Below are 18,986 nucleotides of genomic sequence, written 5' to 3'. Positions count from 1 at the left end.
GCGTCGCGAGGGCGCGCGGCGGCAGCGCGTCCGCGGCCGGAGGTGTGCATGACGGCGCAACCGTTCAACGATGCGGTGGCGGCGCTCGTACGCGAGACCGAGGTGCACAAGGATCTCTACCTGTCGCCGCGGATCTTCGAACTGGAGATGCGCCACCTGTTCGCGAACACGTGGGTCTATGTCGGCCACGTCAGCCAGATTCCGGATACCGGCGACTACGTGACGACGACCATCGGCGCCGAGCCGGTCGTGATGGTGCGCCACGTCGACGGATCGGTGCGCGTGCTGCACAACCGCTGTTCGCACAAGGGCACGCAGCTCGTGACCGATGCATGCGGCAACACGGGCACGTTCTTCCGTTGTCCGTACCATGCATGGTCGTACCGGACCGACGGCAGCCTCTATGCGATCCCGCTGCGGCGCGGCTACGAGAACACCGGCTTCGAATCGTGCGAGGCGAGCAAGGGCATGCAGGCGGTCGGCGCGACCCATGACCATCGCGGCTTCGTGTTCTGCCGCCTGAATCCGTCGGGTGTCGATTTCCACGACTACTTCGGCGATGCGCTGTCGTCGCTCGACAACCTGGTCGACCGCTCGCCGGAAGGACGTGTCGAGGTCGCGGGCGGCGTGTTCCGGTACGTGCACGCGTGCAACTGGAAGATGCTGGTCGAGAACCAGACCGACACCTGCCATCCGATGGTCGCGCACGAGTCGTCGGCCGGCACGGCCGTGCGCGTGTGGGAGCGCGACGGCGCGGAAGGTGCGAAGCCGATGGCGGTCGAGCTGCTGGAGCCGTTCATCCAGCCGCATGCGTTCTTCGAGCAGATGGGGCTGCGCGTGTGGCCCAACGGGCACGGCCACACCGGCACGGCCGATTCGATCCATGCGCGCTATACGCCGATTCCCGGGTATCACGAGAAGATGGTGGCGGCCTACGGCGAAGCGCGTGCGGCGCGCATTCTCGGCGAGGTCCGTCACAACACGGTGCTGTTTCCGAACGCGATGGTGAAGGGGCCGATCCAGATCCTGCGCGTGTTCAAGCCGCTCGCGGCCGACCGCACGCTGGTGGAGTCGTGGTCGTTCCTCCTCGTCGGCGCGCCCGATTCGCTGTTCGAGCGCACGCTTGCGTACAACCGGCTGATCAACGCGCCGACGTCGATCGTCGCGCACGACGATCTCGAGATGTACGAACGCGCGCAGCGCGGCCTCGCGACGCAGTCGCGCGACTGGGTGCACGTGGGGCGGCTGTTCGATCCGCAGGAGTTCGCGCAGCCTACGTCGGAAACGAACGGCACCAGCGAGCAGCAGATCCGCAACCAGTTCCGCGCGTGGCTGCGCTACATCGCGCCCGCAGCGACGAAGGAGGCGGCCGATGCGCACCTTTCCGCACGATGAACTCGCCGCGTTCGTCTACCACGAGGCGCGCCTGCTCGACGAGCGGCGCTACGAAGACTGGCTTGCGCTCTACGCGGACGACGCGCGCTACTGGATGCCGCTGTCGCCGGACCAGCCCGACACCGGGCTGCACGGCGCGCTGATGGACGAGGACCGGCTGCTGCTGCGCATCCGCATCGAACGCCTGGCCGGCCGCCGCACGTTTTCGCAGCAGCCGGCGAGCCGCGGCCACCATCTGCTGCAGCAGCCGCAGGTCGAGCGTGCCGACCGCGAGCGCGGCGTGTATGTACTGCGCACGCCGTTCCATTACGTCGAAGCGCGGCGCGACGAGCAGACCCTGTTCGCCGGCTGGTACACGCATGAACTCGCGGTGCGCGACGACGCGTTGCGCATCCGCGTGAAGCGCGTCGACCTCGTCAATGCCGACGCACCGCTCGGCAGCATCCACCTGCCCGTATGAGCGCGGGCTCGCGCATCCGGCTTCCACCTTTGATCCCGATTCCATGAACGCCCCTGAACGCCTGCCGCACACGCTACCGTACATCGACACGCTGTACGACTATGGCGCTTTCCTGTCCCGCACCGGCGGCCGTCTCGGCACGCTGCCGGCCGAAGGCGCGCACGATGCGCGGATCGCGATCGTCGGCGCGGGCGTCGGCGGCCTCGTCGCGGCGTGCGAACTGCTGCGTGCGGGTGCCCGGCAGGTCGTCGTGTTCGAGGCGAACCGCGCGCGCGTCGGCGGCCGCCTGCTGACCCAGTCGATCAATCCCGATCATCCGCATCTGCTCGCCGAAATGGGTGCGATGCGCTTTCCGCCGTCGCAGGCCGCGCTTTACCACTACCTCGACCGGTTCGGCGTCGACAGCGCATCCGCGTTTCCCGATCCGGGCATCGTCGATACCGAGATCCACTACCAGGGCCACGCGTATCGCTGGCCGGCCGGCGATGCGCCGCCCGCACTGTTCGAGCGCGTCGACCGCGGCTGGCGCGCGTTCATCCGCGACGGCGCGCGGCTCGACGACGGCACGCTGCTGCCCGCGCCGGCCGAACTGACGGCACTGCTGCGCGCGCATCGCTACGACGACGCGCGGCGCGGCTGGCAGCAGTACATCGACCGGTTCGGCGACGAGTCGTTCTATTCGGCGATCGTGAAGATCTTCACGGGCGCAACGCCGCCCGGCGGCGTGCGCTGGCGCAGGGGCGAGGACCTGCGCCTGTTCGGCACGCTCGGCATCGGATCGGGCGGCTTCCAGCCGGTCTATCGCGCGTCGTTCCTCGAAATCCTGCGGATCGTCGTCAACGAGCTCGAGGTCGACCAGCGGCTGATCCCGGCCGGCATCTTCGCGCTCGCGCAGGGGCTGCTGGACGACGGCGCCGACGGCGCGCACGTGCGCGACTGCATCGTTTACGCGGCCGTGCGCGGCGTGACGAAGCAGCCCGACGGCACGTTTGCGCTCGCGCTCGACGACGGATCGACGCGCGTGTTCGACCGCGTGATCGTCGCGACGACGACGCGCGCGATGCAGGTCGGCATGGGCATGACGGGCATCGCGAACCTGTTCGCGCCGGACGTCGTCCGCGCGATCAACGAGACGCACATGGTCAGTTCGTCGAAGCTTTTCGTGCTGACCCGCGACAAGTTCTGGCTCAAGCACGGGCTGCCGCACAACATCCAGACCGATACGCTCGCGCGCGGCATCTACTGCCTCGACTACGCGCCCGACGATCCCGACGCGCATGGCGTCGTGCTGATCAGCTACACGTGGGAGGACGATTCGCACAAGATCCTGTCGCTCACCGACAAGATCGAGCGTTTCAAGCGGCTCGTTGCCGAGATCGGCGTCGTGTCGCCGGCGTTCGCCGCGCACCTGCGCCCGCTCGACGACGAATACGCGCGCAACGTCACGAGCCACGACTGGCTGTCGGACCGCTACGCGCTGGGCGCGTTCAAGCTGAACTATCCGGGTGAGGACATCCACTCGCAGGCGCTGTTCTACCAGTTCCAGACGGCGGCCGATCCGTCGACCGACCGCGGGATCTATCTGGCCGGCTGCTGCTGTTCGTTCACGGGCGGCTGGATCGAGGGCGCGGTGCAGACCGCGATCAACGCGGCGAGCGCGGTGATCCGCAGCCTCGGCGGCACGCTCGCCGACGGCAATCCGCTCGATGCGATGCGCAGCCGCTATCGGTACGGCGACTGATGCGGCACGCCGCTATTGGTCCAGCTCCGGATAGTGCCGGAAGATCCCCATGTCGTTGAACGGGATGCGGCGCTCCGAGTCGAGATAACGCGCGACGGGCGGATGCCGCGCGACGCGGTCGTGCAGTGCGACGAGCGCCGCGACCTTCCGCTCGGCGCGCTTCATCGCCTTCGGAAACGCGTAGCGCAGCCCGTCGATCAACTGGAACATCGACAGGTCCGCATAGCTGAGCGCGCTGCCGGCGATATAACCGCTCTTGTGCGGATTCTGTTCGAGCACGCGATCGAAATAGCCGAGGAATTTCGGCAGCCGATTCTCGAGGAAATCGGCCGCGCGCTCGGCCGCTTCCGCTTTCTGGTCCTCGTAGTACAGGCCGCTTGCGATCGGATGATGCGTGTCGTGGATCTCGGTGACGAAATCGGCGACGGTCAGCTGGAGCTGGTGCACCCACAGCCGGCCGGCCTCGTCGTCGGGCGCGAGCCCGAGCCGCGCACCGAGGAACAGCAGGATATTTGCGGTCTGCCCGACGACCACGTCGCCGGCCTTCAGGAACGGCGGCGCGAACGGCACGCATTCCGCTTTCGTGCTGTCCATCATGCGCATCATCGCCGACACGCCCATGCCGCGCCCCGATTCGCGCGCGACGTCGACATAGTCGGCTTCGGCCGCCTCGAGCGCGAGCCGCACATATTCGCCGCGACCCTGGATCTCGGGCCAGTAATAGAGTTCGTATCGCATGCTGTTCTCCTGTCCAGTTGAACCGGATGCTTGAGCTATCGTGATGACCGGGCGGCCGTGCGCGGTCCGCCGCGAATTGACAGTCCAGGCAATCGCAAGAAAAGTGCTGCGCGTCATGCGCCGCGGTTGCCGCGTTCGCCGCCTTCGGGGCCGTAGAAGAACACCCAGGTCGAGAAGTCGTCGGAGAAACCGACGAAGCGGTGCTCCGCCTGCGCAGGGACGAACAGCGCGTCGCCTGCCGCGACGTCGCATTCGCGTCCGTCGACGACGAAGCGCGAGGTGCCGGTGGCGATCACGTAAACCTCGTCGCGCGTATGCGGCTTCTGCTTGTCCTCGATGCGCGGCCGGTACAGCTCGACGTCGAGCGTGCCGTGCTGAAACAGCGTCGTGAACAGCGTGCCTTCTTCGTCGAGGCGAGCAAGCGATTCGTTCAGGCCGAGCTTCATCGTGGTGGGCTCCGGGTCGGATCGTGGGAACGCGCGTTGCGCCATCGTATCGCGAAATCCGGAGATGGCCGTGCAGTAGGCGACGATGCACGCGAATCGCGTGCTCGCCACCGGTGAAACGGCGGCTGCGTTCGCTCGCCACGGATGAAACGCACTCGTCCATCGATGAAACGGCTTGGCAATCGCCTGCATTTGATCGACAGGTTCACCGCAATTTAATAAACGCCCACTACGATCCAGCATCGTCGATCGACAGAGTGCAGCGATTCGATCCGCGCGTCGATCCTGTCGCCCGTCTCCCAGCCGCGCGACGTGTCCGATTGTCATTTTCCCCTGAACCCGCGATTTGCAACGCCGCGACCTGCTGCCGGCGTTGTTCGCATCGCTTCGTATCTCTTATGAATCTGAACCCGTCGGCTGCTTCACGCAGAAAATTTCTTGCCGCCGCACCCGCCGTCGCGGCAGCACCGCTGCTGAGCGCATGCGGTGGCGACGACGTCACTTCGGCGCCCATCACCGATAGCGCACTTGCCGTACAGATGTCCGCGAAGCTGAACGCGCAGCTTGGCGATGCGGCGACGGTCAATGCAATCATGCCGGCACTGACCGATGTCGGCTTCACGTGGGATCTGCCGACGGTGCCGGCCGCGCAGGTCGGCGCGATCGTCGCATACAGCTTCGGCAACCGTCCGAACGCGGCGAGCGGCAACACGTCGAGCACGGGCGGCAACCAGTCCGCGCTGCCCGATCCGGGGCCGGTCAACGAAGCGCTCGCGGACGCCGTGTACCGCATCCGCCAGTTGAAACCCGTCAAGGTCTACGCGCAGTGGGAAATCGCGCGCTTTCTCGTGTCGAAATACGGGATGGGCGCCGACGTGCTGTCGTCGATCGAACCGGTGATCGCGAGCGACGGTTCGATCGTGTACCTGAGCACGGCAGGCGTCGCCGCCGTGGCCGTGTCGCGCGCGGGCGGCGCGGCCGCGATGGGCAGCGTCGCGGTGGTCGGCCATCGCGATCACGCGAAGCGCTGCATCCAGACCTCGAAGCAGGCGGGCATGAAGGCGGCTGCCGTTGCCGAGGTGCCGCTCCCGACGCTCTACGACCCTCAATCGGGCCAGCCATGGACGCGCAACCGCAGCCTGTATCTCGTGCACGACATGTATGCGCAGATGCTTGGCCGCGCGATGACCGCCACGACGCAGGCCTTCCCGAAAGGCTGACGATTCCCGCTTTCCACACGATTTCGATGACCATGACGACCCGCCGCCATTTCCTGGCTTCCACTTCCGTACTCGCCGCATCGTGCGCGGCCGCCGCGCCCGTGTTCGCAAGCGACGCACCGGCATCCGATGCCGAACTGCAGCGCCAGATGCTCGGCAAGCTGACGAACGAACTGAACGATCGCGCGACCGCCACCGACGAGACGGGTTACCTGTTCGACACGTTTTTCTCATGGGCGCCGCCTACCGTCGCGGCGGCCGGCATCAATACGATCGCCGCGTTCAGCTTCGGCAGTCGCGCCGCGGCATCCGGTGCCGCGCCGGTGCCGGGCCCGGTGAACGAGGCGATTGCCGACGCCGTGTTCGCGCTCCGGCAGAAGGTCGCCGTGCCGGTCTGCGCGCAGCAGGAAGTCGCGAGCGTGCTCGCGTCGAAATACGGGCTGACGGCCGGCGTGACGACGATCGCGACGCCGGCCCTGAGCGCCGGCAGCCCGATACCGACGCCCGCCGGCGTCGCCGCCGCGATCGCCAAACAGGCCGGCTCGGCCGCGGCGCTCGGCAAGGTCGCGGTCGTCACGCACGCGGATCAGGCGTCGATCGCCGTGCGCGCGTCGAATGCGGCGGGGATGCAGGCGGCGGTGCCGGCCGGGCTGGTGCTGCCGGTCGCCTACGACACGTCCGCGCAGCAGCCGGCGATGCGCCGCCGCGATCTCTACCTGATGAGCAACGCCGGCATGCAGCTTGCGATGCTGCGGCTCGACCTGATCAACCGCGAATATCCGAACGGCTGAGGCCGCCGGGTTCCGGCCCGTCGCGCCCGGTCCGGGCGACGCGATCCGCGATCGCGGTCATCCGGACCCGGCGTGCCCCATTTGCCGGGTAATGCCGATACAGGTATTGGCACTACCAGCCAAACCACTGTTTTTAATGGGTTTTTTCGCGTCCGGCCTGCGCCGCGACGCGTTCTGCGTGGCATAATCGACCGCATCCGCAAGGCTTGTAGTCACAACGACCCCGCATACCCATGGCACAGACTCTCTACGACAAACTGTGGAATACCCACGTCGTCCACACCGAGGATGACGGCACGACCTTGCTGTACATCGACCGTCAGCTGCTGCATGAAGTCACGAGCCCGCAGGCGTTCGAAGGGCTGAAGATGACGCAGCGTCCGGTGTGGCGCATCAGCGCGAACCTGGCCGTGTCGGATCACAACGTGCCGACGACGGACCGCAGCCACGGCATCGCCGATCCCGTCTCGAAGCTGCAGGTCGACACGCTCGACTCGAACTGCGATGCATTCGGCATCACGCAGTTCAAGATGAACGACGTGCGCCAGGGCATCGTCCACATCATCGGGCCGGAGCAGGGTGCGACGCTGCCGGGCATGACGATCGTGTGCGGCGATTCGCATACGTCGACGCACGGCGCGTTCGGCGCGCTCGCGCACGGCATCGGCACGTCGGAAGTCGAGCACGTGCTGGCGACGCAGACGCTGCTGCAGAAGAAGAGCAAGAACATGCTCGTGAAGGTCGAGGGCGCACTGCCGCGCGGCTGTACCGCGAAGGACATCGTGCTCGCGATCATCGGCAAGATCGGCACGGCCGGCGGCACGGGCTACGCGATCGAATTCGGCGGCTCGACCATTCGCGCGCTGACGATGGAAGGCCGCATGACGGTCTGCAACATGGCGATCGAGGCCGGCGCGCGCGCGGGCATGGTCGCGGTGGACGACACGACGATCGATTACCTGAAGGGCCGTCCGTTCGTGCCGACCGGCGCGGAATGGGATCAGGCCGTCGAATACTGGCGCCAGTTCAAGTCGGACGAAGGCGCGCAGTTCGACCGCGTCGTCGAGCTGAACGCAGCCGAGATCGTCCCGCAGGTCACGTGGGGCACGTCGCCGGAAATGGTCACGTCGATCGACGGCCGCGTGCCCGATCCCGAGCGCGAGAAGGATCCGGTCAAGCGCGACGCGATGGAGCGTGCGCTGGCCTACATGGCGCTCGAGCCGAACACGCCGATCGAATCGATCAAGGTCGACAAGATCTTCATCGGCTCGTGCACGAACGCTCGGATCGAGGACATCCGCGCGGCCGCGTATGTCGTGAAGAAGCTGAACCGTCGCATCGCGTCGAACGTGCGGCTCGCGATGGTCGTGCCGGGCTCGGGCCTCGTGAAGGCGCAGGCCGAACGCGAAGGGCTCGACAAGGTGTTCACCGACGCCGGTTTCGAATGGCGCGAGCCGGGCTGCTCGATGTGCCTCGCGATGAACGCCGACCGGCTCGATCCGGGCGAGCGTTGCGCGTCGACGTCGAACCGCAACTTCGAAGGCCGGCAGGGCGCGGGCGGTCGCACGCACCTCGTGAGCCCCGCGATGGCGGCGGCCGCGGCGATCGAAGGCCATTTCGTCGACATTCGCAAGCTGGGGTGACGCGTGACGGCATCGAAGATCATTGCGCGGCTGGTTGCCGCGCTGGCGCTCGCGGGGCTGGGCTTCGGCCTCGCGGGCTGCAATACCGTCCAGGGCTTCGGGCAGGACGTCAACGCCGCCGGCAACGCGCTGAAGCGCGCCGCGGAGTGACGTTTCCCGCCGAGAATTTGTCGATGTGCGCCGGCTGAACGCCGGCCCTCCAACCGGATAGACGGATCATGGAAAAATTCACAGTACATACCGGCGTCGTGGCGCCGCTCGATCGCGAGAACGTCGACACCGACGCGATCATCCCGAAGCAGTTCCTGAAGTCGATCAAGCGCACGGGCTTCGGTCCGAACGCGTTCGACGAGTGGCGTTACCTCGATCACGGCGAGCCGGGCCAGGACAACTCGAAGCGTCCGCTGAATCCCGATTTCGTGCTGAACCAGCCGCGCTACCAGGGCGCATCGGTGCTGGTCGCGCGCAAGAACTTCGGCTGCGGCAGCTCGCGCGAGCACGCGCCGTGGGCGCTGCAGCAGTACGGTTTCCGCGCGATCATCGCGCCGAGCTTCGCGGACATCTTCTTCAACAACTGCTACAAGAACGGCCTGCTGCCGATCGTGCTGACCGAGCAGCAGGTCGATCACGTGTTCAACGACACGTACGCGTTCAACGGCTACCAGCTGACGATCGACCTCGACGCGCAGGTCGTGCGCACGGGCGACGGCCGCGAGTATCCGTTCGAGATCGCCGCGTTCCGCAAGTACTGCCTGCTGAACGGCTTCGACGACATCGGCCTCACGCTGCGCCATGCGGACAAGATCCGCCAGTTCGAAGCCGAGCGGCTCGTGAAGCAGCCGTGGCTCAACACCAAGCTGGTCGGCTGATAGATCGCCTTCGAGGCGGGCGCGCTATCCGCGCGTTCGCCGGCCTGCTCCATAACCTACCCAGTCAGGAATAACGCATGAAGATTGCAGTGCTGCCCGGCGACGGCATCGGTCCGGAAATCGTCAACGAAGCGGTCAAGGTGCTGAACGCACTCGACGAGAAGTTCGAACTCGAGCACGCGCCGGTCGGCGGCGCGGGCTACGAGGCGAGCGGCCATCCGCTGCCCGACGCGACGCTGAAGCTCGCGAAGGAAGCCGACGCGATCCTGTTCGGCGCCGTAGGCGACTGGAAGTACGACTCGCTCGAGCGCGCGCTGCGCCCCGAGCAGGCGATCCTCGGGCTGCGCAAGCATCTCGAGCTGTTCGCGAACTTCCGTCCGGCGATCTGCTATCCGCAGCTCGTCGATGCTTCGCCGCTCAAGCCCGAGCTCGTCGCGGGCCTCGACATCCTGATCGTGCGCGAACTGAACGGAGACATCTACTTCGGCCAGCCGCGCGGCGTGCGTGCCGCACCGGACGGCCCGTTCGCCGGCGAGCGCGAAGGCTTCGACACGATGCGCTACTCGGAACCGGAAGTGCGCCGCATCGCGCACGTCGCGTTCCAGGCGGCACGCAAGCGCGCGAAGAAGCTGCTGTCGGTCGACAAGTCGAACGTGCTCGAAACGTCGCAGTTCTGGCGCGACATCATGATCGACGTGTCGAAGGAATACGCGGACGTCGAGCTGTCGCACATGTACGTCGACAACGCGGCGATGCAGCTCGCGAAGGCGCCGAAGCAGTTCGACGTGATCGTCACGGGCAACATGTTCGGCGACATCCTGTCGGATGAAGCGTCGATGCTGACGGGCTCGATCGGCATGCTGCCGTCGGCGTCGCTCGACAAGAACAACAAGGGCCTGTACGAACCGTCGCACGGTTCGGCACCGGACATCGCGGGCAAGGGCATTGCGAACCCGCTCGCGACGATCCTGTCGGCCGCGATGCTGCTGCGCTACTCGCTGAATCGCGCGGAGCAGGCCGATCGCGTCGAGCGCGCGGTGAAAACGGTGCTCGAACAGGGCTACCGCACGGGCGACATCGCGACGCCGGGCTGCAAGCAGGTCGGTACGGCGGCGATGGGCGACGCGGTGGTCGCGGCGCTGTAAGCAGGCAGTAAAGGGTGCGAACGCGGCCGGTAAAAACGGCGGGTTCGCACCGGGTTGGCCGTTGTGCGGCCGAATAGGTTTGTGTAGACTCGAACGATGGCGCAAATTTCCCTGATCTCCCCGGTCTTGAAACTCCACGGCAACATTGCCCGTGCGGGTGCGCGCGCCATCGTCATCACGAAAACCATTACCACGAAAACGATCATTAAACGCTGATCGTCCGTCGTGCCCGCCTTTTTCCCCGCGCGGTCACAGCGGGGACGGAAATGGCGGGGAAGCTCCATTCAAAGGGTTAGTCATGAACGTAGGTCTCGTAGGTTGGCGCGGCATGGTCGGCAGCGTCCTGATGCAGCGCATGCAGGAAGAGGGCGATTTCGACCTGATCGAACCGGTGTTTTTCAGCACCAGCAACACGGGCGGCAAGGCGCCGTCGTTCGCGAAAAACGAGACTACGCTCAAGGACGCGACCAACGTCGACGAGCTGAAGAAGTGCGACGTGATCATCACGTGCCAGGGCGGCGACTACACGAACGACGTGTTTCCGAAGCTGCGCGCGGCCGGCTGGAACGGCTACTGGATCGATGCGGCATCGTCGCTGCGGATGAACGACGACGCGGTCATCATCCTCGATCCGGTCAACCTCGACGTGATCAAGGATGCGCTCGTCAAGGGCACGAAGAACTTCGTCGGCGGCAACTGCACGGTCAGCCTGATGCTGATGGCGCTCGGCGGCCTGTTCCGCGAGAACCTCGTCGACTGGATGACGGCGATGACCTACCAGGCCGCCTCGGGCGCGGGCGCGCAGAACATGCGCGAGCTGCTGTCGCAGATGGGCACGCTGAACGGCGCGGTGCAGGAACAGCTCGCCGATCCGGCTTCCGCGATTCTCGACATCGACCGCCGCGTGCTGGCCGCGATGAACAGCGACGCGATGCCGACCAGCAACTTCGGCGTGCCGCTCGCCGGCTCGCTGATCCCGTGGATCGACAAGGATCTCGGCAACGGGATGTCGAAGGAAGAGTGGAAGGGCGGCGCGGAAACCAACAAGATCCTCGGCAAGCCGGCGATGGGCGAGCCGGGTTCGATCCCGGTCGACGGCCTGTGCGTGCGGATCGGCGCAATGCGCTGCCACTCGCAGGCGCTGACGATCAAGCTGAACAAGGACGTGCCGCTCGACGAGATCAACGGCATCCTCGCATCGGCGAACCACTGGGTGAAGGTCGTGCCGAACGAGCGTGAAGCATCGATGCGCGACCTGTCGCCGGCGAAGATCACCGGCACGCTGACGGTGCCGGTCGGCCGCCTGCGCAAGCTCGCGATGGGCGGCGAATACCTGTCGGCATTCACGGTCGGCGACCAGCTGCTGTGGGGCGCGGCCGAGCCGCTGCGCCGCATGCTGCGCATCCTGCTCGACAAGTAAGCCCGCTTGCGTGCCCGGCCCGCGGGCCGGACTGCACAAGATGACGCGCCGCGTCGGCCTTGACGATGTCAAGGCTGGCGCGGCGCGTTTTTCATGCGCGGATCAGCGCAGGTTCAGCAGCGTCTGGTCGACCGTCTGCTGAGTCTTGATCGTCTGCGCGTTGGCCTGGTAATTGCGCTGCGCGGTGATCAGGTTCACGAGCTCCGTCGTCAGGTTGACGTTCGAGTTCTCCAGCGCGCTGCCCTGCAGCGTGCCGTGGTTCGTGCTGCCCGGCGCGGAGATCTGCGGCACGCCCGACGCAGAGGTCTCCGCATACTGGTTGCCGCCGATGTTCACGAGCCCGTTCGGGTTGTTGAAGTTCGCGAGCGCGATCAGGCCGAGCACCGCGCTCTGGCCGTTCGAGTAGTTGCCGGTCAGCTTGCCGTCGGCGCCGATCGAGAACGTCGTCAGCGTGCCGCTCGCGAAACCGTCCTGCGCGAGGTTGTTCACGCCATCCTTCCCGCCGTACTGCGTCGTGCCGGTCAGGTCGAGCGTCAGGTTCTGCGGGTTGGCGCCGCCCGTCGTGTTGGGGATCGAGAACGCGAACTGACCGAGGCTCGGCGTGGGCAGGCCGGTGGCGGCCGACGTCGTCGAGCTGATCCGGCCCGATGCATCGAACGTGACGGTGCCGAGATTCGTCGGCGTCTGGCCCTGTACGCCCGCATAGGCCTGCCAGGTGCCGGCGGCGCTTTTCGCGAAATACATCGTGACCTGCTGCGAGCCGCCGAGCGTGTCGTAGACCTGGATCGACGAATTGTAGTTGTACGTCGTGTTGTCGCTCGCGTTGAACGGCGTCTTGGCCGGCACCTTGTCCTGCGAGTTCAGGTTGAACTGGCCGGTGATCTTGCTCGTCGCCTGCGGCGCGATGTTGCTGGTCGGCGCCTGCAGCGGCACGGTCTGCGCGGTGTTGATCACGCCGCCTGCGCCTGCCGCATAACCCATCAGGTTGCGGCCTTGCGAGTCGACGATGGCGCCGGTCTTGTCGCGGTGGAACGTGCCGTCGCGCGAGTACGTCGTCGCGCCGTTGCTCGACATCTGGAAGAAGCCGTTGCCGTTGATCGCGATGTCCAGCGACGAGTGGGTCGTATTGATCGTGCCCTGGCCGAATTGCTGCTGCACCGACGCGAGCCTCGTGCCGATGCCGATCTGCGTATTGACCGACGTCGCGACCGAATTCGCATACATGTCGGAGAAGTTCGCGCGGCCCTGCTTGAAGCCGGTCGTGTTTGCGTTCGCGATGTTGTTGCCGATCACGTCGAGATTGCTCGACGCGCCGGCCAACCCGCTCAAACCCTGCTGATAGCCCATGTTCGATCCCCGTAACGAGCTGGTGAGTGAATGCAGTCTTGCAACTGCGCGATGACCCTCTGGCGCCTCACGGCGTCAACCCGGCCGATCGCAGTCCCGCCTTTCCGGCATGTGCGAACGCGATGGCCGGATTGCGCCGATTCCTGTTTGAAGTCGATCGTAGCGACAGCAATTATTTGATCTGTGTAATTTTGTGTAATGTAATTGAATTGTTGTCGAAATAATCGATTTTGTATGAGTAATGGTTTGTGCTGTCAGGTATGTAAGCCTTGTGGGGCGGGGATTTGGCGGGAGGGATGTTCAATTCGACGATAAGAGGTGGGAATTGCCTTCTTATCGTTCAATTGAAATTGATTTGAGTGAGATTGGCGGGGCAGCGGGTTTTATTTGAAATGTTGGCTGTTAATCAATTAACGGCAGGTAATGCGAATTGTTGAGCGAACGCGCCCGATTCTCCGGTCGTGGTTCGGCGCCGGAACGGGCCGGCGGAAACATGGAAGCGCCGAATCGCTTGCGCGGTCGTTCCTGCATCGCATCGTTTGGCGCGAGTAGAGGAAGCGGCGCGGCGTAAAGCCTTGCCATTCGTTCCGGATGAGATGTTGTCGCAAGGATTCTCATCCATTGATGCCTATCCTTTCGATCGATCCGGCGTGCCGGCTGCAGTGTGCGAACCGGTGCGGCAGCCCGACGCGATCGCTGCGTGCGCCGCGACGCGCGAGCGCGGCCGGTTGCACCCGCAGCCGATGAATTCGGCCCGAACGCGAGCACGTGAAGTAAACTACGCGGTTACGACGCACAGACCAGCCGAAAGCGTCGCGTTCCGCGCGACGCTTTTGCATTTCTGCGGCAACTTTATTGACGCTTCCAACCGTGAATCCGAGCCGCGCCCGCGCGCGGCGATAGAGCCTACGATGTCCCGAATTTCCTTGTTTCCGCGTCAGTCCCGTCTGTCGCGCGCCGTGCGTGGCGCGCTGGCGATCCTGGCGCTCGGCGCAGCCGCGTCGGCCTGGGCGGCCGGCACTGGCGAACTGCCGGCGTCTGCTGCCGGCGCCGCCGCGCCGCTTACCGTGACGGTCCAGCCGGGCCAGTCGCTGAACGACATCGCGAAAGCGGCGACGCAATCGCACGATCCCGGCGTGCTCGCGCGTGCCGGTCGCGCGCTGTTCGACGCCAATCCACAGGCGTTCATGAAGCGCGACGCGAGCCGCCTGAAAGTCGGCGCGACGCTGACCGTGCCCGCGCTCGACGCAACGGGCGCGGCGCTTGCGCCGGCTGGCGCATCCGGTGCATCCGGTGCGGCGGCTGCCTCCGCGCCCGTCGCTGCGTCGGGCGGTGCGGCGCTCGCGCAGCCCGGCGCGTCCGCGCCGCATCCGGGGTCGGCCGTGCAATCCGCGCCGGTGGCGCCGGCCGTGCATGCGGCGCCGGTGAGCGGTGCGAGTGTCGCGACGGCAGCAGGGGCGTCGGCTTCGGTCGGCGCTTCGGTCGCGCACGGCGCTTCGGCTGTCGAAAACATGCAGCCGGCGGCGCCTGCTGCCGGCGCCAGCGGCCCGCATGTGTGGAGCGGCGCGATCCAGTCGGCACCGTCGTCCGCGAGCGAGGCCGCTGCCCAGCCTGCGCCGGGCAGCCAGGTTTCGGGCACGAACGAACCGGCTGGTGCGGCACCCGCCACGGGGGCATCGCAGCCGCGGCCGTCGAGCCTGCAGCAACTGCTGGCATTGAAGAACCGCGTGCTGATGGAGTTGCAGAAGCACGGCATCGGCAAGCCGGCCGCGACGAACAACGTCGCGCCTGCGCCGGCGCCTGCCGCGCCGCGTCCGGCCGCGAACGATGCGGGTGCACCGTCTGCCGCATCGCCAGCAGCTGAAGCGGCGTCCGGCGTGGCCGCCAGCGCTGCGCAGCCGGTATCGGCGCCCGCGCAGCCGGTCGCACCCGTGACGGCGCCTGCGCGCGCTGCGGATCAGATGGACTGGCGTCCGGTCGCAGCGGCCGGCGCGGCCGTGATCGTCCTCGCGGCCGGGTTCGCGTGGCGCAGGCGCCGGAAGGGTCGGCACACGGACGCTGCGGGCACGACGGCTGCAGCCGCTGCAGCGGGCGGTGCCGTGGCTGCCGAAGCAGAAGCGGCGCCGTCCGTCGAACGTGAACTGCCGATCCTGCCCGAGATGCCGGTTGCCCGCGACGCGGCTGCCGACATGAATCTCGCCGCGGCGACTGCCGCAGCGGCGGAGACGGTCGCGCCGCCTGAGGTGGATGCATCACCGGCGCCCGAAGTAACGAAGCCGCATGACGGCCAGCCTGAATTGCCGCCTGCGCCTGCCCACGCCGCAGTACCGCCGGAGAACGATGCGACTTCGGCCCCGGTCTCGGCCCCGCACGACGCAGAACCGGTAGAACAGGCGGCCGCCGACAAGCCTGCCGAGACGCTCGCCGAGCCTTCGGCGACCGAAACGCAGCACGCGGCGCTGATGCAGAACGCGATCAGTGCGCTCAGCAGCCTCGACATGCCGCTGCCGCCGCGCACGCAGGACGATCCGTCGCTGGCGGCGGACGAGTCGGCCGCACGAGCAGGGCAGTCCGACGCCGATAAAATCGCAACTAACGGTCAATCCGCGTCGCACCCGCCAATTGGCTCGAACGATCCGGCCCCGGAACACCCGGCCGACCAGGACGACGAGTTCGAATGGGATCCGGACGCGACGACACCGGCCGACCACATGGGCAGCCCGTCCGCGATGTCGTCGCTGCCGCCGCTCGGCGGCGCGCAGTTCGGCGCGCTGAAGCTCGATTTCGACCTCGACCTGCCGTCCGCGCCGGGCGCCGCGCTGCCTGCGCTGACGCCGGACGAACTCGCGCGTATCGCACGCAACAAGCTCGACCTCGCGGCCGAGTACGTCGAACTGGGCGACCTGTCCGGCGCGCGGACGCTGCTGCAGGAAGTGGTCGACGCGAACGACGCCGCGACGCGCGACGATGCGCGTGCGCTGCTCGCGAAACTCGCGGACGAGGCGTGATGCGGATCGCGCTGGGCATTCAGTACGACGGCGCGGCATTTTGCGGCTGGCAGGCGCAGCCGCACGGCAAGACCGTGCAGAACGCACTCGAGCATGCGCTGGCCGAGTTCGCGCGGGTGCCGCTGCATACGACGGTGGCCGGGCGGACCGACACCGGCGTGCACGGGCTCGGGCAGGTCGTGCACTTCGACACGGATCTCGACCGCGAGGCATTCTCGTGGGTGCGCGGCACCAACGCGTTCCTGCCGTCGACTGTGTCGGTGCAATGGGCGAAGCCGATGCCGGAGACGTTCCACGCGCGTTTCTCGGCGTTCGAGCGCACCTATTACTACGTGCTGTACGTGCACCCCGTGCGCTCGCCAATGCTGGCCGGACGCGCGGGCTGGATCCATACGCCGCTCGACGACGACGCGATGCGCGCCGCCGCCGCGCACCTGATCGGCGAGCACGATTTCTCGTCGTTCCGGTCGTCGGAATGCCAGTCGAAGACGCCGGTCAAACACCTGTACCAGATTGACGTGCGGCGCGCGGGCCATTTCATCCATTTCCGCTTCCGCGCCAACGCGTTCCTGCACCACATGGTGCGCAACCTGATGGGCTGCCTCGTCGCGGTCGGTCGCGGCCGCTATCCGGCCGACTGGGTCGCCGACGTGCTGGCAGGGCGCGACCGCAACCTCGCGGCGCCCACGTTCATGGCCGACGGGTTGTATCTCGCCCACGTCGGCTACCCGGCGGAATTCGCCGTCCCGCCCGCGCAGCTCGGCAGCGTGCCGTGGAGCAGCGTCTGGGCCGATCTGGACCCGCAATCATGATGGATCACGCCGTGTCTCCTTCGACTTCCGCCGCCGGCCTGCCGCCGCGCACGCGCATCAAGCTGTGCGGGCTGTCGCGCCCCGAGGACGTGCTGCACGCAGCGGCGCTCGGCGCCGATGCGATCGGCCTCGTGTTCTACCCGAAGAGCCCGCGCGCGGTGACGATCGCGCAGGCGGCCGAGCTCGCGCGCCTCGCGCCGCCGTTCGTGTCGGTGGTCGGGCTGTTCGTGAATGCGACCGCAGCCGAGATCGAAGCCGTCGTGCGCGACGTGCCGCTCACGCTGCTGCAGTTCCATGGCGACGAGACGCCGGAGCAATGCGACGCGCTCGGCCGCGCGGCACACCTGCCGTGGTTGCGCGCAGTGCGCGTCGGGCCCTCGACGCAGCCGTCCGATTTGGTAGAATCGGCTCTTCATTATTCGAAAGCGCGCGGCCTCCTGTTCGACACCCTGGTGCCGGACTACGGCGGTAGCGGCAAGGTCTTCGATTGGTCTCTTATTCCCGCAGAGCTCGCGCATCGGGCCGTTTTGAGTGGTGGCTTGAGCGCGCAAAACGTCGGTGATGCGATCCGCCAGTTGCGCCCGTTTGCTGTCGATGTCTCGAGTGGCATCGAAGTGGAGGGCGCGAAGGGCGTGAAGGATCACGCCCGGATGGCGGCGTTCGTACGCGCGGTGCGCGAAGCGGACGCCGGGTGATGCAAGCCGGTGCGGCCCCGAAAGCGGGCGCATCGACCGATCGAGAGAGACACCATGTACAACCTTCCTGATGCTCGCGGCCACTTCGGCCCGTACGGCGGCACGTTCGTCGCCGAGACGCTGATTCACGCGCTGGACGAACTGCGCGCGGCGTATGAAAAATTCCAGCACGATCCCGACTTCGTCGCCGAATTCGAGCGCGAGCTGAAGCATTTTGTCGGCCGTCCGTCGCCGATCTACCACGCGCAGCGATGGAGCGAGACGCTCGGCGGCGCGCAGATCTACCTGAAGCGCGAGGACCTGAACCACACGGGCGCGCACAAGATCAACAACGTGATCGGCCAGGCGCTGCTCGCGAAGCGCATGGGCAAGAAGCGCGTGATCGCCGAGACGGGCGCCGGCCAGCACGGCGTCGCGACCGCGACGATCTGCGCGCGCTTCGGGATGGAGTGCGTCGTCTACATGGGTTCCGAGGACGTGCGCCGGCAGGCCGCCAACGTCTACCGGATGAAGTTGCTCGGTGCGACGGTCGTGCCGGTCGAGTCGGGTTCGCGCACGCTGAAGGACGCGCTGAACGAAGCGATGCGCGACTGGGTCACCAACATTGAAAGCACGTTCTACATCATCGGCACGGTTGCGGGCCCGCACCCGTACCCGATGATGGTGCGCGACTTCCAGCGCGTGATCGGCGACGAGTGCAAGGTGCAGATGCCCGAGCTCGCGGGCCGGCAGCCCGACGCGGTGATCGCTTGCGTCGGCGGCGGCTCGAACGCGATGGGCATCTTCTATCCGTATATCGACGATGCGTCGGTGCAGCTGATCGGCGTCGAAGCGGCCGGCGACGGGCTCGACACCGGCCATCACGCGGCATCGCTGATCGCCGGCAGCCCGGGCGTGCTGCACGGCAACCGCACGTACCTGCTGCAGGACGACAACGGCCAGATCATCGAGACGCATTCGGTGTCGGCGGGCCTCGACTATCCGGGCGTCGGCCCCGAGCATGCATGGCTGAAGGACAGCGGCCGCGCGCAGTACGTCGGGATCACCGACGAGGAAGCGCTGAAGGCGTTCCACGACTGCTGCCGGATCGAGGGGATCATTCCCGCGCTCGAGTCGAGCCACGCGATCGCGTATGGCGTGAAGCTCGCGCCGACGTTGCCGAAGGACAAGATCCTGCTCGTCAACCTGTCGGGCCGCGGCGACAAGGACATGCACACGGTCGCCGAGCGATCGGGCATCGAGCTCTGACCCCGACC

The 18,986-nt window shown here is 66.8% G+C and carries 20 protein-coding genes; 16 read left to right on the top strand and 4 right to left on the bottom strand.

The features are described 5' to 3' along the window. Window positions 1-48: 48 nt before the first annotated feature. Genes ACM6JT_RS12245 through ACM6JT_RS12235 form a run of 3 tightly spaced genes read left to right on the top strand, consistent with a single transcriptional unit; the run spans window position 49 to window position 3,596 of the window. Window positions 49-1,395: an aromatic ring-hydroxylating dioxygenase subunit alpha gene (locus ACM6JT_RS12245; protein ID WP_414856557.1), complete on the top strand. Its 1,347-nt coding sequence runs from the start codon at window positions 49-51 to the stop codon at window positions 1,393-1,395. After that, a complete protein-coding gene (locus ACM6JT_RS12240) occupies window positions 1,373-1,855 on the top strand; it encodes an aromatic-ring-hydroxylating dioxygenase subunit beta (protein WP_243566287.1) in 483 nt (160 codons plus the stop codon). The genes ACM6JT_RS12245 and ACM6JT_RS12240 overlap by 23 nt, the downstream gene beginning before the upstream one ends. A gap of 43 nt (window positions 1,856-1,898) precedes the next feature. Next, window positions 1,899-3,596 carry a flavin monoamine oxidase family protein gene (locus tag ACM6JT_RS12235; RefSeq protein ID WP_414856556.1) on the top strand — a complete coding sequence of 566 codons (1,698 nt, stop codon included), beginning with the start codon at window positions 1,899-1,901 and terminating at the stop codon, window positions 3,594-3,596. 12 nt (window positions 3,597-3,608) lie between these two features. Here the strand turns inward: ACM6JT_RS12235 and ACM6JT_RS12230 are convergent, their stop codons facing one another. Further along, a complete protein-coding gene (locus ACM6JT_RS12230) occupies window positions 3,609-4,334 on the bottom strand; it encodes a glutathione S-transferase (protein WP_175748670.1) in 726 nt (241 codons plus the stop codon). A gap of 113 nt (window positions 4,335-4,447) precedes the next feature. Continuing rightward, window positions 4,448-4,780, bottom strand: coding sequence for a cupin domain-containing protein (locus tag ACM6JT_RS12225; protein ID WP_131949306.1), 333 nt, complete (start codon window positions 4,778-4,780; stop codon window positions 4,448-4,450). Window positions 4,781-5,178: 398 nt separating this feature from the next. Between ACM6JT_RS12225 and ACM6JT_RS12220 the strand changes: the two genes are divergently transcribed. The 8 genes from ACM6JT_RS12220 (at window position 5,179) to asd (ending at window position 11,868) form a co-directional block, all read left to right on the top strand. Beyond that, window positions 5,179-6,000: a hypothetical protein gene (locus ACM6JT_RS12220; RefSeq protein ID WP_414856555.1), complete on the top strand. Its 822-nt coding sequence runs from the start codon at window positions 5,179-5,181 to the stop codon at window positions 5,998-6,000. 32 nt (window positions 6,001-6,032) lie between these two features. Then, complete coding sequence (locus ACM6JT_RS12215; protein ID WP_414856736.1) at window positions 6,033-6,791, top strand: Tat pathway signal protein; 759 nt, start codon at window positions 6,033-6,035, stop codon at window positions 6,789-6,791. A 233-nt stretch (window positions 6,792-7,024) separates the two neighbouring features. Next, window positions 7,025-8,434: a 3-isopropylmalate dehydratase large subunit gene (leuC, locus tag ACM6JT_RS12210; RefSeq protein WP_034179998.1), complete on the top strand. Its 1,410-nt coding sequence runs from the start codon at window positions 7,025-7,027 to the stop codon at window positions 8,432-8,434. Window positions 8,435-8,437: 3 nt separating this feature from the next. Then, window positions 8,438-8,584: an entericidin A/B family lipoprotein gene (locus ACM6JT_RS12205; RefSeq protein WP_034179997.1), complete on the top strand. Its 147-nt coding sequence runs from the start codon at window positions 8,438-8,440 to the stop codon at window positions 8,582-8,584. Window positions 8,585-8,652: 68 nt separating this feature from the next. Continuing rightward, window positions 8,653-9,303 (top strand): 3-isopropylmalate dehydratase small subunit, encoded by a 651-nt coding sequence (gene leuD, locus ACM6JT_RS12200; protein ID WP_034179996.1) that lies wholly within the window; start codon window positions 8,653-8,655, stop codon window positions 9,301-9,303. 77 nt (window positions 9,304-9,380) lie between these two features. Beyond that, window positions 9,381-10,448 (top strand): 3-isopropylmalate dehydrogenase, encoded by a 1,068-nt coding sequence (leuB, locus tag ACM6JT_RS12195; RefSeq protein ID WP_217589939.1) that lies wholly within the window; start codon window positions 9,381-9,383, stop codon window positions 10,446-10,448. Between the two features lie 96 nt (window positions 10,449-10,544). Further along, window positions 10,545-10,664, top strand: a complete 120-nt coding sequence (locus ACM6JT_RS12190) for a hypothetical protein (protein WP_021158720.1) — start codon at window positions 10,545-10,547, stop codon at window positions 10,662-10,664. Between the two features lie 82 nt (window positions 10,665-10,746). Further along, window positions 10,747-11,868, top strand: coding sequence for an aspartate-semialdehyde dehydrogenase (gene asd, locus ACM6JT_RS12185; protein WP_414856554.1), 1,122 nt, complete (start codon window positions 10,747-10,749; stop codon window positions 11,866-11,868). A gap of 102 nt (window positions 11,869-11,970) precedes the next feature. Here the strand turns inward: asd and flgE are convergent, their stop codons facing one another. Beyond that, entirely contained in the window at window positions 11,971-13,215 is a 1,245-nt protein-coding gene (gene flgE / locus ACM6JT_RS12180) for a flagellar hook protein FlgE (RefSeq protein ID WP_217589940.1), read from the bottom strand. A 26-nt stretch (window positions 13,216-13,241) separates the two neighbouring features. On the opposite strand from flgE, the gene ACM6JT_RS12175 reads away from it, so the two are divergent. Then, window positions 13,242-13,439, top strand: a complete 198-nt coding sequence (locus ACM6JT_RS12175) for a hypothetical protein (protein ID WP_131949302.1) — start codon at window positions 13,242-13,244, stop codon at window positions 13,437-13,439. 182 nt (window positions 13,440-13,621) lie between these two features. Here the strand turns inward: ACM6JT_RS12175 and ACM6JT_RS12170 are convergent, their stop codons facing one another. Further along, window positions 13,622-13,837 carry a hypothetical protein gene (locus tag ACM6JT_RS12170; protein ID WP_217589942.1) on the bottom strand — a complete coding sequence of 72 codons (216 nt, stop codon included), beginning with the start codon at window positions 13,835-13,837 and terminating at the stop codon, window positions 13,622-13,624. A gap of 289 nt (window positions 13,838-14,126) precedes the next feature. Here ACM6JT_RS12170 and ACM6JT_RS12165 point away from each other — a divergent pair, with 289 nt between their 5' ends. From ACM6JT_RS12165 to trpB, 4 genes are read left to right on the top strand one after another with little or no spacing between them, the layout of a single operon-like run. Continuing rightward, the gene (locus tag ACM6JT_RS12165; RefSeq protein ID WP_414856553.1) at window positions 14,127-16,223 is read left to right on the top strand and encodes a FimV/HubP family polar landmark protein; all 2,097 of its coding nucleotides are present in this window, start codon (window positions 14,127-14,129) and stop codon (window positions 16,221-16,223) included. After that, a complete protein-coding gene (gene truA, locus ACM6JT_RS12160; protein ID WP_034179992.1) occupies window positions 16,223-17,035 on the top strand; it encodes a tRNA pseudouridine(38-40) synthase TruA in 813 nt (270 codons plus the stop codon). The genes ACM6JT_RS12165 and truA overlap by 1 nt, the downstream gene beginning before the upstream one ends. Then, window positions 17,032-17,730 (top strand): phosphoribosylanthranilate isomerase, encoded by a 699-nt coding sequence (locus tag ACM6JT_RS12155; protein ID WP_034179991.1) that lies wholly within the window; start codon window positions 17,032-17,034, stop codon window positions 17,728-17,730. The genes truA and ACM6JT_RS12155 overlap by 4 nt, the downstream gene beginning before the upstream one ends. 54 nt (window positions 17,731-17,784) lie before the next feature. Next, window positions 17,785-18,978 carry a tryptophan synthase subunit beta gene (gene trpB / locus ACM6JT_RS12150; RefSeq protein WP_034179990.1) on the top strand — a complete coding sequence of 398 codons (1,194 nt, stop codon included), beginning with the start codon at window positions 17,785-17,787 and terminating at the stop codon, window positions 18,976-18,978. Window positions 18,979-18,986 lie beyond the last annotated feature (8 nt).

The sequence above is a fragment of the Burkholderia sp. IT-111MI5 genome (assembly GCF_949752865.1).
GTDB lineage: Bacteria > Pseudomonadota > Gammaproteobacteria > Burkholderiales > Burkholderiaceae > Burkholderia > Burkholderia pyrrocinia_C.
Note: the sequence above shows the minus strand (reverse complement) of the source record. Positions and strands in the feature narration are given on the sequence as shown.